Here is a 14884-nt window from a genome sequence, read left to right as displayed (position 1 = left end):
GTCGTATGAAAAACATTCGACTTAGCCCGTTATTAACAGGAATTATTCTTGCGGGCTGTTCAAGTTATACCTTTGCACAATTGGGAACCAACCTTTCGGTTGATTTACGTGCATTGTCCATGGGGAATGCAGTTACGGCGGATCCCCCGGGAGTCAATGCCATTCACTTTAACCCGGCTGCTCTAACTAAAATTGATGGTTTGCAAACCGAACAGCAAATCATTGTGGCTAATTTTGATATCCAGCGTGAGTTTTCAGTACCCGCCGGATATAACGTATTTGGCTATTCTGATGATCCTATCGTCTGTAATGACGGTCCTGAAGTTTCATCTGATTTGTGTACCGATTTTAAAGGCCCGGTCAAAGGCGATGTGGAATATGTCAGCCTTTATGTCCCTTTTCTGAAAAAAATGGTGGATTTAGGGGAAGGTCTTCCTTTGACTGCACCGACCATGGGGATCGCATACAATCCACCTGGTTCTAAAGCGACCTATGCGACTGCTGTTTATGCTCCTCTCATGGCTGGTTTTGGTCATGAAGATGGTAACCCGGCAAATTTTATGGGGCAGCAAGTTGCTTTGGAGCGGATTACTTACCTGTCTCCATCGATTGGTTATGAGGTCAATGACCAACTGTCCATTGGTGCTTCTGTCGGAATGTCCTATCAAGCCATTGGGATGAAAACAGATTTACGTTTCCCGAATGAGCTAATCGGGATGTTGCGTATGATCGATGAAGTTGTCTGTACACCATTTAAAGAAAACTCCGACATTATTACCGATATTCTGTTGCTGGGGATCTGTAATGCGGATGAGGGAATGAACCCATTTGGCAAGTTTGGTCAGATGCAACTGGAGCTTGAACAGAATTTAAGTCCAAGCTATAACCTCGGGATATTGTGGGAGCCACGCGAAGATTTCAGTTTTGGTATGGTCTACCAAAGTGCGGCAAAAATGCGCTTAAAAGGTAAATATCATATTGATAATGCCAAAGCACCACAGGAAATGATCAAGGGTTTAATGACTTCACCGACGGGTCAGATTCTGGCAGCAATTCTTGGGTTTCCTAATTATATTCCATCCAGTGAGTCTGGTTTGGTGTCGATGGATTTTGAATATCCAGCGCATTTTCAGGCAGGTATCAAATATAAAGTTATGCCAGATTTGCAGGTAAATTTTGATATTGGCTGGACAGACTACAAGGTTTGGGATGAGTTTAAGTTCGAGTTTGACCGTACCATTTCAGCCTTAAAAATTGCCAAAATCTTGTCTGCTAATGTCACTGATTCCACGTTGGCTTTGCCGATGGGATTCGAATCGCCGTGGAATTTCGGAATCGGGATGGAGTATTCCGCCACCGACCGTTTGAAACTTCGCGCAGGTTATGAGCCACGAACCAGCGCTATTCCAAAAAATAAGCGCAATACGATGGTTCCTATTAATGGTGCACAGCTATTTGGATTAGGTGTGGGTTATCGTTTTGATGCAGATACTGATTTGGATCTCTCGATTGGTTTCTTGCGCAGTAAAGATCAAATTCCAGCAAATACCAGTAGTTTAGCTAACCAGACCGGCGTGAATAACCTGTTATTAAACCCATATGCAGGTTTAAACGTGAAAACAGATACCAAGATTACCATTTTAGGTTTGAACTATCGCACTCGTTGGTAAGGAAGAAATGATCAAGACAGGGAACGTTGGATTGACAGCGGTACTGGCATTAAGTCTGGTATCCGTGTCTTTTTATACAAGCGCTAAAGAATTTATTACGATTATTGGTCCGGATGGACGACCATTAGTCGTACCCCGTAATAATGCAGAGAAAAAAACTGAGGACAAATCTCGATTGTCGAAAACAGCAGGAATTGCAGCAGTTCATTCCACACCTGTAAAGCAAGACTTAGAAAAAGTGCCCGTCGTAGAAAATGGACAAGTTAAACCTAAGCATGGCCATAATATGGTTGTACAACCAGTACAACCAGTACAACCAGTACAACCGCATATTGCACAAGCACAGATTGAGTCTACACCACAATTAATACCTGAATCTAAAGCTCCTCAAATTTCTGATGCTGAAACTGGATCTTCTGTTGCTACCATACAAAAAACGGGATTTAGCCAGGTTGAAGGCATTGAATATGTAGATAGTGAGTATCTGGAAAATAAAGAATTTAATTTGGAAGGCAAAAAACGTTTCTATAGCATGCCCGAAGGAGTAGTAGATAAAAATATCGGAACTACCCGGATCCAGACCATTGAGCGTGAAAAAGGGGTGGGACAATCCGTATTAAAATCCTTGTTTCAAACTCCAGAAGTAGATTCCGGTCCTGTGGTACTGGCTCAAAGTTATTATCGTATTTCACAGTCGGAGACTATCGATAGCTTGGGCATGCAGTGTTTTACTGATAAGAAAATTAAAAAAGCGAAAGAAATCAGCCTTAAAAAAGCAGTTAACCTGTGGCCTCGTGCGCCTCTTAAAGCAGACGAATTTGATTTTGAAGTGGTAAAGCTTCAATCCGGTATCCAGAATATTCAGATCAACTCTTATGCCTCTAGCCAGAAAAATCCAACGTATTATTGGCCTTTTGTTGTATTTTTGGACAGTCGTGGCTGTGTGCTTGAAGGAGCGGGTGGTTTTAAAAATCAGGAAGAACAGGCGAATATTATTCAACATGAGCGTATCGAAGGGGTTCTCCAGATTCCTGCACAAAGTGAATATGTATTATTGACGCCTTTGGCCTCCGCGATAGATGTTGAAGACAAGATGCTGACAAATCATGGACAACTAAAATTAGTCGCCATTCGATAAGGACTATTCGAGTATAAGAATATGAAAAATAAAATATTATTTCCATTTGCTATAAGTACACTTTTAATGGCACTGAGCGGATGTGGTGGGGAAAGTGCCAATGTTATAAAAGAACCAGGTGATGAAGCTACGGAAAATGGTGCTTGTACCCCCGGTGAAACTAACTGTGTGGAATGGGGGCTGGAATATCCGCTTGATGGTTTAAATTTCAACTGTAGTGGCGATACAGAAAATACGTTTATTACCTTATTTGACAGTAAAAATGGGGTAGCTTCTGGAACCTGCCAAAAGACCGATAATATTGAGTTTTCTATTCAAAGTTTTGGTTCGAATAAGATTAATTTAGGTCAAATAAAACTCAGTGATTATGCCAGTTTTAGTGCCCAGACCCAGTTGCCGCGTTTAAGTGTAATCGATATTGCAAGTGGGATTAGCGGACGTCGTGTAGGTGATTTGGTGCCTACTGATCCTACCGTTCAGGTTGCCATGCGTCTGGTTAAAATTCTGCAAGCTTTGGCGTTACAAGAGGGGCGTATTGTTAATCCATCAGATGTGCAGCCTTTATATATTACTGAAGAGATGCGCAAAAATTTGGCTAAAATCAGTGGAAATATTAGTCTGACTGATACTGATTTGGCGACTAAAATCAAAGATTTTATTGATATTAGTCAAATTTCTGATGAGGTCGCTTTTGCCACAGTCAAAAAACTGGTGACGATTGCCAATGCAGCTGTGTATCAGCCAGAATTTTCATTATTTTCAACATCCGGCGTGATTGGAAGTAACCTGACGGGTTCAGATGGACTGGTGGGTTGTAATCAAAGCCCTTGTGATATTAAGAATAAGAATACTAAATATTTATTTGGCCATTTTATGCTGATTACCGATCGCCAGGGCTACACCTTTGGCAGTGGCCTGCAATGGCGTGATACTCAGTCAAAAGTGGCGAAAGAAAATTTATCCTCCTTAGGGGGAGTTAATGCTGAACTCATCCGTAAGGTGAAACCGGTACAAATGACCGCTGATCCACAAAGTTCATGGATTCATCCAACCAGTAAAACCATTAACATGCCTTACCGCCTGAATGTCGCAAATAATGCGACTCAGCTTGAGTTATATCAAGGCAGATTATTGAATGATTATGTGATTGCGGGTAAAGAAGCTTTCTATAAGGTGGTGACTGATAAAAAATCGCTGGATACTTCCGATCAAGCTAACTTGGGATTGTGGCGTTTGCAGGCCGATGGTGAAAACTATACGGGAAGCATTGATCTCTACAAGATTTTCCCGATTAGTTATCTGGATCGTCAGGTCTTTAAAACAGCGCAGAACGTCGCAGATGGGGAGAAATACATTTTCCCAATGTATGCCAATCTGGAATTTAAATTTACAGATACCACTGTCAGCCCAATTACTTTAGGAATTGTAATTGACAGTAATGGTGATGTACGCACCAATATGCAATCCTCTAATAATTTCGCGACTGATCCGGTGAATGGCTGTCAAGGCGATGTGTTGGCAGATACGCTCTTAGATCATCAAGACATACAACAATACCGCCTCGGGACTTTGGGACGTGCATTTGTCGCTGATAAAGCGGTTTCCATGCGCCTGATTTTGGCCAATGAAAAGTTTGGTAATATCAATGGTGCATTGGTAGGGGTAGATTCACGCATCCAGTCTTCACCGGATTCTAGGGATTCGATTGTGATCGGTGGTGCGCTGCTCAATTTATCTAATGTGTTGGATACTAATGTCGGCCAGAATGGGCGTGTAACTTTCCTGAATTCGGCAGGTGATGGAGTACAATGGGCCAATACCTATGCCAGTTTTCAAAAAGTTTATAATAGTAACAATGAGGGTGAAACACCGGCAGATATAAACCTGGCAAAATTAAACGGTGGTTCGGTTGAGTTTAAGCTTGCGGATTGCTACCAAGTCAAAGCCAAATAATATTTCTTAAAAATAAAAAAATCCTATCTTAGTATGGGATTTTTTTATGCATATTAGATTTAACCCGTGTGGTCTAGACGTGTGCCTAAGGTTTCCAGATGCATTGGAAAAATATTATTTTTACGGTCTTCAAAATAATGTCTGAGGGTATGTTCTACACTCGGGAAGGCAAGTTCAGTCCAGGGAATATCTGCTTCATCAAATAAACGTGTTTCGATGGTCTCTTCACCCGCACCAAATTTTCCATCAATCAGATTGGCTTTAAATAGTACATAAATCTGACCAATACGTGGAATGTTATACATACAGTACAGCTGTTCAATGTCTACTTCAGCTTCGGCTTCTTCGCGGGTTTCCCGTGCAGCCCCTTGCTCCATGGTTTCAAACAGTTCCATATAGCCGGCAGGTAAAGTCCATAAGCCATAGCGTGGTTCAATGGCACGGCGGCAGAGCAGTACTTTGTTTTCGAATAAGACCAAAGTGCCACAAATCACTTTCGGATTAATGTAATGAATAGAGCCGCATGAATCACATACGCTGCGAATTTGCTGATCGCCCAAAGGAATTTTAGCAGTGGTTTTATGTCCACAATTCACACAGAAGTTCATATTCATCATCAATGATAAAAGTATGCTCAGGATAACTGAAAAACCAAAATTTGGCATCATTTCTCTCCCGCCCAGACTAAAATCAGCTATGATGAAATTATGATCATCGTCAGGGCTGAAAGAATGGATGCATGTGAATTGACACAAAGGTTGCAGCAACGCTTACGTTTTTCCAAGCGTATCCGATCTGCGCATGCTGCCGTGTTGATTGCAATTACAGATGAAGCTGACCCCAAAGTATTGCTGACGCGCCGTTCAGCTTATTTGAATAATCATGCTGGAGAAGTCTCATTTCCCGGAGGGAAGCGTGATCCGCAAGATACCAGTAATATTGTGGTGGCTTTAAGAGAGGCCTATGAAGAAACGGCATTGAACCCCTTTGATGTGCATTTAATGGGTGATTTGCCCATGCAAAAAGCCCGAAATGGTATGCTGGTCAAGCCGATTGTGGGATTGATTCCTCCGCAAGTGCAACTGATTCCACAACCAACAGAAATTGACCGGATTTTCTTTGCTTCATTGCAGCATTTGCTTGAAGTGACGCCCACACCCTATGAAGTCCGTTTTGCCCAGCAATCTTTATATTTTCCGAGTATGCGGGTAGAAAATGAAGTGGTTTGGGGCTTGACCGCACGTATGCTGATTTCTTTATTTCAATATGGGCTGGATTATAAAAAAGACTGGCCATTCTTGCTTAATTCTCCAACCTTTAAACGCTCCAAATTTTTTTAACCATTGAACAGGATTTTATCAATGTTGTACAAATTTCAGGGACACTTACCTACCGCTACACATCAGCCCTGGGATGGCTGGGTGGCACCAACGGCAACAGTGATTGGACAAGTTGAGCTTGGACGACAAGTCAGTGTCTGGTTCGGTGCCGTAGTACGTGCAGATAACAGTAAAATCAAATTGGGTGACTTTAGTAATGTGCAGGAAAATGCAGTACTGCATACGGATGCCGGCATTGAGATGAGTATTGGCAATTATGTGACAATTGGGCATCAGGCCATGCTGCATGGTTGTACCATTGGTGATAACAGCCTGATCGGAATTCAGGCAGTCATTCTAAACAATGCCGTGATTGGCAAGAATTGTATTATTGGTGCCAATGCCTTGATTCCGGAAGGCAAGGTGATTCCAGATAATTCTGTGGTGATGGGCTCACCCGGTAAAGTGGTAAAAACGCTGGATGAAGACAGTATTCAAAAATTAACAATGAGCGCCATGCATTATGCCGAGCATTTTCAGAAATTTCAGGATTTGGAAGAAGTGCAACTCTAAGGCACTCTTTTATTGAGTGAATCATAAGCCTAGATTTTCTAGGCATTTTTGTATCTGTTTCGGGAAAATCTCGCGTAGCGGATATGAGTGGAGTATCATATCCGCGTTTTTTATATTCTCTGAATTAAGGTTGTGCATGAAAGTGCTGGCATTGGAGACTGCCAATGAGCAGTGTTCCGTTTCTGTAATCGATGATACTCAAGAACTATTTTTTCAGCTTGATGCGCGCGCCAAGGCACAAACGCAAACGATTCTCCCGATGATTGAACAAGGTCTGCAAGATCTTGGACTGGCGATTGGCGATTTAACCGCGATTGCCTTTAGTCGTGGTCCGGGTTCTTTTAGCGGTGTCCGCATTAATGCTGCCGTAACTCAGGCCTTGGCCTGGTCCAATGATTTGCCAGTGATTCCGGTGTCGACTTTGCAGGCTTTGGCACAAGCAGCCTACCGTGTACATGGTCTGACTGAAGTTTCTGCCGTGTTAGATGCACGCATGAGCGAAGTTTATATCGCGAGCTATCAACTGGATGCAGAGGGGATCATGCAGCCGGTCGATGAAGAACAATTATTAAGTTATGCCGAAGGCAGTCAAGCTGTTCGGTTTACGCCGGTGGGCTCTGGTGCTGAGCTGGTACAAACTGAAGCTTCAATGTATAAAAATGTGCATGCGACCGCACAGGATATTGCCAGCATCGCACGTGCAGCAGCACACACAGAAAACTGGGTCAGTGCAGAATTGGCGCTGCCGGTGTATTTACGTGATAACGCGTGGAAAAAAATTCCTGAACAAGGCAAAGCATAATTAATTAGGATAAAGCATGGATCTTTTACTGCTACTCAAAGCGGCAATCATGGGTATTATCGAAGGTATTACCGAATTTTTGCCGATTTCCAGTACTGGCCATTTAATTTTGGCATCAGAATTAATGAATTTCTGGACCAAGGAAAAGAGTGATGTATTCGTCATTGCCATTCAAATGGGTGCCATTGCAGCGGTAATTTATGAATATTGGGCCCGTCTTTGGGGAGCAGCAACCGGAATTGTCAGCGGTGAGCCACAGGGTCGTCGCTTAGGGATCGGCCTGATTTTGGCCTCGATTCCAATTATATTGATTGGACTGACCTTGGGGCAAACGGTCAAACAGTTTCTGTTTAATGATATTGCCATTGCCATTGGTTTGATTGTGGGTGGCCTGATCATTATCTGGATTGAAAAACATCCGCCTCAAGTTCGTGCACATGAAGTTGAAGATCTCAGTATTAAAGATGCCATCTGGATTGGTCTGATTCAGGTCTTGTCCTTGATTCCGGGAACCTCTCGTTCAGGTGCGACCATTATCGGTGCGATGTTTTTAGGTGTATCACGTAAGGCCGCGACTGAATTTTCATTCTTTCTGGGTATTCCGGTCATTATTGGTGCCGGCCTGCTGGATCTTTATCAAAGTTATGATGTGCTAAATACTACTGAAGACTGGGCCGTGATCGGGGTCGGGCTTCTGGTTTCTTTTATTTCGGCACTGTTACTCATCCGCGCGCTGGTGGCTTATGTCGCTAAACGCGACTTTATGATCTTTGCCTGGTATCGTATTGCTTCGGGTCTGCTGATTTTATTATTTGCCTATACAGGTTGGAAATTATGGTAAGCGCGATTCGCTTATATGCCGAATCTGACGATCAAGAGAAAGCACAGCACTTCGGGGCTGTGCTTTCTTCTCGTGGGGTGCAGGTCGAAATTGAAACGGTTGAAAAACTCAATGCACGTTTCTTTCGTCTGAATCCTGAACTGGCCTTATGTGTGGATGAGAATGGACTTTGGCTTTGTGCCCATGGCATGAAAATGCAACCGGACTGGCAAGCCGAGACCGGACGTTTAAAACGTGCATCTTTAAAATCTGAAATGATTGCACGTGCCTGTCATTTAGCCGAGAAACCGAGCTTGATCGATGCCACCGCGGGTCTGGGACATGACAGTTTATTGATGGCGCATTTAGGTGCCCAAGTCACGCTGGTCGAACGACATCCCATATTATTTACTTTACTTGAAGATACCCATACCCGTGCACAATCTGATGTATTTCTGAGTCAAGTCGTATCACGGATTCAACTGGTCTTTTCTGATTCAGCCGATTATCTGAAGCAGCAAGCCGAGCAGCATCGAACTGTAGATGTGGTCTATCTGGATCCGATGTTCCCGCAGCGGGATCAGAACCAGCAGGCGGTCAAGAAACAGGCGCAAGTCAAAAAACAGATGCAGCTCTTGCACATGCTTTTGCCTGAAGATGGCGAAATGGATCTGGGAGATAACCTGTTGGAATTGGCGCAAAAAATTGCCAAACGTGTGGTAGTCAAACGTCCACGTCTGGCGGTGTTTTTGGCAGAAAAAGAACCTCATCATCAATGGCAGGGTGATGCCTGCCGTTTTGATGCATATTTTCAGCATGAACTTGTGGCTGAATAAGATAATTGTTTCAATATTAAGCAAGGATTTGTTGTATATTTAACAATTGGCATTGATAAAACCGTTATCAAGCATAAACTTATTCAGCACCTTAGCGAGCCACTGATCTCCTTGAAATTCTATGATCGACTTTAAACCCTCCATTAATTTTTGGCACGATTTTAAGAGCAACCAAATTGCCGGGATGTGGTTATTTCTGGGATCTCGGCGTTCATTGCAACTGGTTCGTCCATCGATCATGCAATTGGTGTTCTGGGGGATTCTGGGTGGTTGTGCCAACAGCCTATTTAGCTGGCTCAGTTCAGGCCGTATGGGAGATTTTAACTCTCAAGGTCTGATTAGTTATGCACTTTGGCCTTTTATTGCGCTGATTGTGGGTATCTTTCTGTCGCAACGGATCAATAACCTGCGTTTGATGCTGGTGCCGGCATTGTTATGGCTGGTTTTAGATACCCATATCATGCTGTTCCAGTGCCTGATTCAATATCTGGGCGATCTGGACTATCTGCCTTATATCCTCTATGACTATATTCCGACCCTGTTTGTCATGTTATTTGTCTGGCAAAGTCTGGCTGTGGTCTGGGTAATTTCACGTGAATTAAAATGGCCGTGGTGGGAACGTGCGCTGATTATGCTGGCGACCTTGTTTACGCTGGTGGTCTGGCAAATTTCAGTCAAAGATCAACCGATCTGGAAAGTCGAAGAAATTCCACCGAGCTTTGCCGAAGATGCATTTTATGCGCAGCCAATTTTGCTGAATAAAGCCCTGGAAAATATCGAATACGGTGAATTTGCCCAATCGCACTGGTATTTTATGGGCGTGGCTGGCGCAAGTTATCAGGATGTATTTCATTCTGAAATCGAGCGGATTAAAGAGCAGTTTGATACCCGTTTTGGCACTTATGGCCGTTCTATTGCTTTGGTCAATCATCCGGCGACACGTACCACCATGCCGATTGCCTCCAAAACCAGTATGGAACTGGCATTGCGCCGTATGGGCCAGCAGATGAACCGTGAAAGTGATGTGTTATTTTTATATATGACCTCTCATGGTCTGCCAAATGTGTTTGAAATGGAAAATGCGCCGCTGGATTTGGCACAGGTCGATCCAAAATGGTTACGTGAAACACTGGATGCAGCAGGCATTCGCTGGCGTGTGATTGTGATCTCGGCCTGTTTTTCCGGCAGCTTTGCTTCGGCCCTGCAGAATGACAATACCCTGGTGGTTACGGCTTCGGCAGCTGACCGTCAGTCTTTTGGCTGCTCCAATGAAGCGGATTATACCTATTTTGGCCGTGCATTCTTTGATGAAGCGATGCGTGAAAATAGCAGTCTGCAAGCCGCGTTCGAACAGGCCAGAGATACCGTAGCAAAATGGGAATCAGCGCAAGGCTTCGAGCCTTCAGAACCGCAATGGGTGATTGGCAAGAATATGCAATTGATGTTGCCACAGCTGGAACAACGTTTATTTCCGCAAACCAGTACAATGACACAATCACCTTAGATCAATGTCATCAGCAGATATGCTGCAATCATAAGGAATATGCCATGGAACTCGTACAGAACAATAGGAGCTTTGAAGGTGAACAGCGGATTTATCGCTTTGATTCGAAAGCACTGAAAACATCGACCAAATTTGGCATTTATCTGCCGCCTCAAGCCCTAGAAGGTCATAGCTGTCCGGCATTGTTTTATCTGGCAGGCTTGACCTGTACCGAGGAAACCTTTGCGATTAAGGCACATGCGCAGCGTCTGGCAGCACAATTGGGCCTGATTTTAATCACACCGGATACATCGCCACGCGGTGAAGCTGTGGCAGAAGGCGATCACTGGGATATCGGTCAGGGAGCAGGTTTTTATATCAATGCCACCGAAGCGCCGTGGGCTGAACATTATCAGATGGAAAGCTTCATCGTCGATGAACTCTATGCACTGGTCACAGAAGAGTTTGTGATTCAGCCGGGCAAGATCGGCATATTCGGTCACAGTATGGGCGGACATGGTGCATTGACTCTGGCTTTTAAATATCCAGAAAAATTTAGTTCAGTTTCGGCTTTTGCACCGATCTGTGCACCAAGCCAATGTCCTTGGGGAGACAAAGCTTTCTCGAATTATCTGGGTGAAAACCGTGAAGAATGGCTCAAGCATGATGCGACTGCACTGGTTAAAGAGAAAGGGGCTTTATTCGCTGACATCCTGATTGATCAGGGTTTTTCAGACCAGTTCTATAGCCAGCTGAATCCGGCGCTGTTCCAGCAGGCCTGTGATGCCGTGAACCAGCCGCTGACCTTGCGTGAACATCAGGGTTATGATCATGGCTATTACTTTATTCAAAGTTTTATGGATGACCATCTACAGTTTCATGCGGTACAGCTTCAGCCTTAAATTTAACATTATTCATATAAAAAAGCCCTGAATAACAGTAATGTTGATCAGTTAAGGAGTTTAGAAATAGACTCTTTAATTTTTTAGTCACTCACAGCGGAGTATTAATTTTATAAATCAAATTCTTGTAAATTATTTGTTACTTTGGTTTCGCCCAAATGAGAAGCGAAGCTTCGCAAGGAAGGCATCTTGCGGAGCAACACTCCTCACCGCAAAACTCGTCAGCCACCATCGACTAGTAAGCTTGTCGCAGAAACAATCATTTTTAAATCTTGCGGTGCAATACACCTCATGCCTCAAACAGTTGCGGATGACTTTTCTATCTATCAGATATAATCATGAATTTGAAAAAGAAAATGCCAGTCAATTCCTTAACTGACTGGCATTACTGAATAACAGGGCTTTTTATCGCTTATCTTTGCCAGTCTGCTGTTAAATCTTCCTGTCCCATGCGAATGAGATGATCCAGAACCACATTTTCCAGTTTATCGAAATCGGTAGATTCATCGCTACTTTGGATGGTCACCAGCAAGTGCTCAGTCTGAGGAATTAACATCAGCTCTGCACTCGGAAAATGAATCAGGAACTGCTGGTCTGTTTCTTCGATGGTAAACTTATGCTTCCAGTGATTGGCCAGGCGTTTGGCAAGGCGCTGCGCCTGTTGAGTCTGGATCTGGGCGGTACTTTGCATTCTTACTCCTCTAAACTTTTTATCCTTGTCAGGACTTTAAACCAAATTGAAAGGCATTCATAAGCCTTAAAGCGTTACACAGCGTTTTATTCTTGCAACATCAAGGTCACAGTAGCCGGACTGGATTTGTTATAATGAGAAAAATCCAATTTTAGCTAGCCAGGTTCTCCCATGTCCAAGCCATATTTAATTGCACCTTCAATTTTATCTGCCGATTTCGCCCGATTAGGTGAAGAAGTCGAGAACGTCTTGGCAGCAGGGGCAGATGTTGTTCATTTTGATGTGATGGATAATCATTATGTACCGAATCTGACTTTTGGTGCAGGCGTTTGTAAGGCATTGAAAAACTATGGGATCAAAGCCCCGATTGATGTGCATTTGATGGTGAAACCGGTAGATCGTATGATCGGGGATTTCCTTGAAGCAGGTGCCGATATCATTACCTTCCACCCGGAAGCATCTGACCATATTGACCGTTCTTTACAGTTGATCAAATCGGGTGGTGCAAAAGCCGGTTTAGTCTTTAACCCGGCCACACCGCTGCATTATCTGGATTATGTATTAGATAAAGTAGATCAAATTCTGTTGATGAGTGTAAACCCGGGTTTTGGTGGACAGAAATTCATTCCGATGACTTTGGATAAACTGCGTCAGGCCCGTAAACTGATCGATGCTTCAGGGCGTGATATTCAGCTGGAAGTCGATGGCGGTGTTACCCCAAGCAATATTCGTGCAATTGCCGAAGCGGGGGCGGATATGTTTGTCGCCGGATCTGCTATTTTTGGCAAGCCGGATTATAAAGCTGTAATTGATGAAATGCGTGCAGAATTAGCCAAAGTCGGTCAGGTTCAACTCTAATCGCTAAAAAGTAGTATGCACATAAATATGTGGATAACTTTATGGATAAGTGTGTAGATATCCATGTGGGTAACCATATGGATATGTTGTGTAAAATGTAATCGTTTGTAGCCAGATTGATTATGCCTTAGACGAAATTTGTATAAAAAGAGCTCAAATTTGGTTCTTTTTATACCTTCCAACCCCTCTTGTTTAGGGGTTGTTTATTCATCACAGGTTCATAATCATGTTAAATAAAAAGTGATCAATAGGTCTTGAAATTGTATTTCATTGTGTAATCTCTTTGCTCGTTATTTAAATTTAATGGATGTGTATAACTTGATATGCTGCACTTATTTTTGTGAAATTGTTGTTGCTGAATTTGCCTGATCATAGGGGCTATTTCTGAATGATCATTTTGAATATCTACCATAATAACAGCAGCGACAAATGTCTTGAAGATTTGAGTAAGATCAGGTTAAGTTGCATCTCTAAGAGTCATGTTTTGTAAAAATAATCAGGTGTGCGTAATCTGGTTTTATAAAATTTTTTATAGGTAGGAGGAACGACCTCCCTTGTCTATTTCATGCTGAAATGCACAGGAAAAATCGTCAGGACGGCCTGATTCTTAGATAAAAGAGGAGGGCTGCATGGCCTGGATTGCACTTATATTCGCAGGTGTTTTTGAAATCGTTTGGGCATATTCCATGAAATTGTCCGAAGGATTTACCCGATTAACGCCAAGTATCATCACCATTTTCTTTATGATTCTCAGCTTTGCCTTACTGGCCTATGCCATGCGTACTTTGCCATTAGGCACAGCTTACGTGATCTGGACCGGAATCGGGGCTGTGGGTTCATTTCTGATCGGGATTTTAGTTCTGGGTGAGCCGACATCGGCCATGCGTATGCTGGCTGCAGTATTGATTATTTCCGGTCTGGTGCTGATGAAAGTATCTTCTTCATAATTTGTTTCAGCCTGTCTCGGTGAACTGAGTTAAAATAGAAAATAAACTCCGCTGATCCGGGACAGGGTGTAAGCATGAACTTAAGTTATCTCTATATGGATTCTCCAGTCGGTCAGTTACGACTGGTCGCGAATGACACCGCACTGGTAGCTGTGCTTTGGGATTGTGAACAGCCGAATCGGGTGAAACTGGCGACCTTGGTGGAAGATCTGCAGCATCCGCTATTGATTGAAACCAGACGCCAGCTTCAGGAGTATTTTGCTGGTCAGCGCAATGTTTTTGACTTGCCTTTGGACTTTGCCGGAACCGATTTTCAGAAAAAAGTCTGGCAGGCTCTGCTGAATATTCCTTATGGCCAGACCCGAAGCTATCGCGATATTGCCGAGCAGGTGGGTAATGTTAAAGCAGTGCGTGCCGTGGGTGCAGCCAACGGGAAAAACCCGATTTCGATTATTGCACCCTGTCACCGGGTGATTGGCAGTAGCGGCAAGCTGGTGGGCTTCGCCGGTGGTTTGGATAAAAAAGAAATTCTGTTAAATATTGAGCGAACGCATTAAGATCGAAGTCTTAAAATAAATGAAAATTAGAATATTGAACATTCTACATTACAGATATTAAGTTCGCTCTGGTCCAGTGTATGGTGGATTTTTCTGCTGTTCTTTGGCGTGATTGTTTTTAAATTATTTAAGCCATTTTTAAGAAAAGTTAGGTGAGTTCACGGTCAGTACCCATGTCAAACGGTCTTTAAAAGACCCTGAATTACATTAGATCTCTTGCGAAAGTTAATTTAAGAGCATCCAATTCACCATTCCAGCAATTAAATTCATTCTTAGACCAAAGCGTTTCCGTCTATTTCTATAGCGTTCTGTTAATATCCGAAAATGTTTAAGTT

The 14884-nt window shown here is 43.2% G+C and carries 15 protein-coding genes and 1 pseudogene; 13 read left to right on the top strand and 3 right to left on the bottom strand.

Features of this window, described 5'->3' with window-relative positions; all coding sequences use genetic code 11:
• Nucleotides 1-5: 5 nt before the first annotated feature.
• The 3 genes from FTU45_RS13545 to FTU45_RS13535 are packed head-to-tail and all read left to right on the top strand — an operon-like array spanning nt 6 to nt 4761.
• Nucleotides 6-1670, top strand: coding sequence for an OmpP1/FadL family transporter (locus FTU45_RS13545; protein WP_180076570.1), 1665 nt, complete (start codon nt 6-8; stop codon nt 1668-1670).
• A 7-nt stretch (nt 1671-1677) separates the two neighbouring features.
• Entirely contained in the window at nt 1678-2808 is a 1131-nt protein-coding gene (gene filE, locus FTU45_RS13540) for a putative pilus assembly protein FilE (protein ID WP_180076569.1), read from the top strand.
• Nucleotides 2809-2829: 21 nt separating this feature from the next.
• A complete protein-coding gene (locus FTU45_RS13535) occupies nt 2830-4761 on the top strand; it encodes a hypothetical protein (RefSeq protein WP_180076568.1) in 1932 nt (643 codons plus the stop codon).
• Between the two features lie 59 nt (nt 4762-4820).
• Here the strand turns inward: FTU45_RS13535 and FTU45_RS13530 are convergent, their stop codons facing one another.
• Entirely contained in the window at nt 4821-5369 is a 549-nt protein-coding gene (locus tag FTU45_RS13530) for an NUDIX hydrolase (RefSeq protein ID WP_171294139.1), read from the bottom strand.
• 123 nt (nt 5370-5492) lie between these two features.
• Here FTU45_RS13530 and FTU45_RS13525 point away from each other — a divergent pair, with 123 nt between their 5' ends.
• From FTU45_RS13525 to fghA, 7 genes are all read left to right on the top strand, one after another.
• Nucleotides 5493-6101, top strand: a complete 609-nt coding sequence (locus tag FTU45_RS13525; protein WP_004646038.1) for a CoA pyrophosphatase — start codon at nt 5493-5495, stop codon at nt 6099-6101.
• A gap of 24 nt (nt 6102-6125) precedes the next feature.
• Nucleotides 6126-6653 (top strand): gamma carbonic anhydrase family protein, encoded by a 528-nt coding sequence (locus FTU45_RS13520; protein WP_180076578.1) that lies wholly within the window; start codon nt 6126-6128, stop codon nt 6651-6653.
• Between the two features lie 136 nt (nt 6654-6789).
• On the top strand, nt 6790-7455 hold the full coding sequence (gene tsaB / locus FTU45_RS13515; protein ID WP_180076567.1) for a tRNA (adenosine(37)-N6)-threonylcarbamoyltransferase complex dimerization subunit type 1 TsaB: 666 nt from the start codon (nt 6790-6792) through the stop codon (nt 7453-7455).
• Nucleotides 7456-7471: 16 nt separating this feature from the next.
• Nucleotides 7472-8296 (top strand): undecaprenyl-diphosphate phosphatase, encoded by an 825-nt coding sequence (locus tag FTU45_RS13510; RefSeq protein WP_005095875.1) that lies wholly within the window; start codon nt 7472-7474, stop codon nt 8294-8296.
• The gene (locus FTU45_RS13505) at nt 8290-9111 is read left to right on the top strand and encodes a class I SAM-dependent methyltransferase (RefSeq protein ID WP_218949446.1); all 822 of its coding nucleotides are present in this window, start codon (nt 8290-8292) and stop codon (nt 9109-9111) included. The genes FTU45_RS13510 and FTU45_RS13505 overlap by 7 nt, the downstream gene beginning before the upstream one ends.
• A 121-nt stretch (nt 9112-9232) precedes the next feature.
• On the top strand, nt 9233-10615 hold the full coding sequence (locus FTU45_RS13500) for a C13 family peptidase (RefSeq protein ID WP_100328963.1): 1383 nt from the start codon (nt 9233-9235) through the stop codon (nt 10613-10615).
• A 44-nt stretch (nt 10616-10659) separates the two neighbouring features.
• Entirely contained in the window at nt 10660-11496 is an 837-nt protein-coding gene (gene fghA, locus FTU45_RS13495; protein WP_100355870.1) for an S-formylglutathione hydrolase, read from the top strand.
• A 412-nt stretch (nt 11497-11908) separates the two neighbouring features.
• On the opposite strand, the gene FTU45_RS13490 is transcribed toward fghA, so the two are convergent.
• On the bottom strand, nt 11909-12187 hold the full coding sequence (locus FTU45_RS13490) for a DUF2218 domain-containing protein (protein ID WP_005095882.1): 279 nt from the start codon (nt 12185-12187) through the stop codon (nt 11909-11911).
• Between the two features lie 171 nt (nt 12188-12358).
• On the opposite strand from FTU45_RS13490, the gene rpe reads away from it, so the two are divergent.
• The 3 genes from rpe (at nt 12359) to FTU45_RS13475 (ending at nt 14549) form a co-directional block, all read left to right on the top strand.
• The gene (gene rpe, locus FTU45_RS13485; RefSeq protein WP_005172476.1) at nt 12359-13045 is read left to right on the top strand and encodes a ribulose-phosphate 3-epimerase; all 687 of its coding nucleotides are present in this window, start codon (nt 12359-12361) and stop codon (nt 13043-13045) included.
• A 629-nt stretch (nt 13046-13674) separates the two neighbouring features.
• On the top strand, nt 13675-13992 hold the full coding sequence (gene sugE / locus FTU45_RS13480; RefSeq protein ID WP_005095886.1) for a quaternary ammonium compound efflux SMR transporter SugE: 318 nt from the start codon (nt 13675-13677) through the stop codon (nt 13990-13992).
• 74 nt (nt 13993-14066) lie between these two features.
• Nucleotides 14067-14549, top strand: a complete 483-nt coding sequence (locus FTU45_RS13475) for a methylated-DNA--[protein]-cysteine S-methyltransferase (protein WP_100328961.1) — start codon at nt 14067-14069, stop codon at nt 14547-14549.
• A 225-nt stretch (nt 14550-14774) separates the two neighbouring features.
• On the opposite strand, the pseudogene FTU45_RS13470 reads toward FTU45_RS13475, so the two are convergent.
• Nucleotides 14775-14884 (bottom strand): annotated as a pseudogene (locus FTU45_RS13470) (IS5/IS1182 family transposase); the annotation flags it as partial.

Origin of the sequence: Acinetobacter sp. YH12106, from assembly GCF_013418995.1 — a bacterium.
Lineage (GTDB): Bacteria > Pseudomonadota > Gammaproteobacteria > Pseudomonadales > Moraxellaceae > Acinetobacter > Acinetobacter pseudolwoffii.
The sequence above is the reverse complement of the archived record's forward strand: the minus strand, read 5'-3'. Positions and strand labels throughout refer to the sequence as shown.

Bases quoted from the DNA above. Each gene is read 5' to 3' on its own strand.
- FTU45_RS13545 (WP_180076570.1), top strand. From the start codon at position 6: ATGAAAAACATTCGACTTAGCCCGTTATTAACAGGAATTATTCTTGCG.
- filE (WP_180076569.1), top strand. From the start codon at position 1,678: ATGATCAAGACAGGGAACGTTGGATTGACAGCGGTACTGGCATTAAGT.
- FTU45_RS13535 (WP_180076568.1), top strand. From the start codon at position 2,830: ATGAAAAATAAAATATTATTTCCATTTGCTATAAGTACACTTTTAATG.
- FTU45_RS13530 (WP_171294139.1), bottom strand. From the start codon at position 5,369: ATGAACTTCTGTGTGAATTGTGGACATAAAACCACTGCTAAAATTCCT.
- FTU45_RS13525 (WP_004646038.1), top strand. From the start codon at position 5,493: ATGGATGCATGTGAATTGACACAAAGGTTGCAGCAACGCTTACGTTTT.
- tsaB (WP_180076567.1), top strand. From the start codon at position 6,790: ATGAAAGTGCTGGCATTGGAGACTGCCAATGAGCAGTGTTCCGTTTCT.
- FTU45_RS13510 (WP_005095875.1), top strand. From the start codon at position 7,472: ATGGATCTTTTACTGCTACTCAAAGCGGCAATCATGGGTATTATCGAA.
- FTU45_RS13505 (WP_218949446.1), top strand. From the start codon at position 8,290: ATGGTAAGCGCGATTCGCTTATATGCCGAATCTGACGATCAAGAGAAA.
- FTU45_RS13500 (WP_100328963.1), top strand. From the start codon at position 9,233: ATGATCGACTTTAAACCCTCCATTAATTTTTGGCACGATTTTAAGAGC.
- fghA (WP_100355870.1), top strand. From the start codon at position 10,660: ATGGAACTCGTACAGAACAATAGGAGCTTTGAAGGTGAACAGCGGATT.
- FTU45_RS13490 (WP_005095882.1), bottom strand. From the start codon at position 12,187: ATGCAAAGTACCGCCCAGATCCAGACTCAACAGGCGCAGCGCCTTGCC.
- rpe (WP_005172476.1), top strand. From the start codon at position 12,359: ATGTCCAAGCCATATTTAATTGCACCTTCAATTTTATCTGCCGATTTC.
- sugE (WP_005095886.1), top strand. From the start codon at position 13,675: ATGGCCTGGATTGCACTTATATTCGCAGGTGTTTTTGAAATCGTTTGG.
- FTU45_RS13475 (WP_100328961.1), top strand. From the start codon at position 14,067: ATGAACTTAAGTTATCTCTATATGGATTCTCCAGTCGGTCAGTTACGA.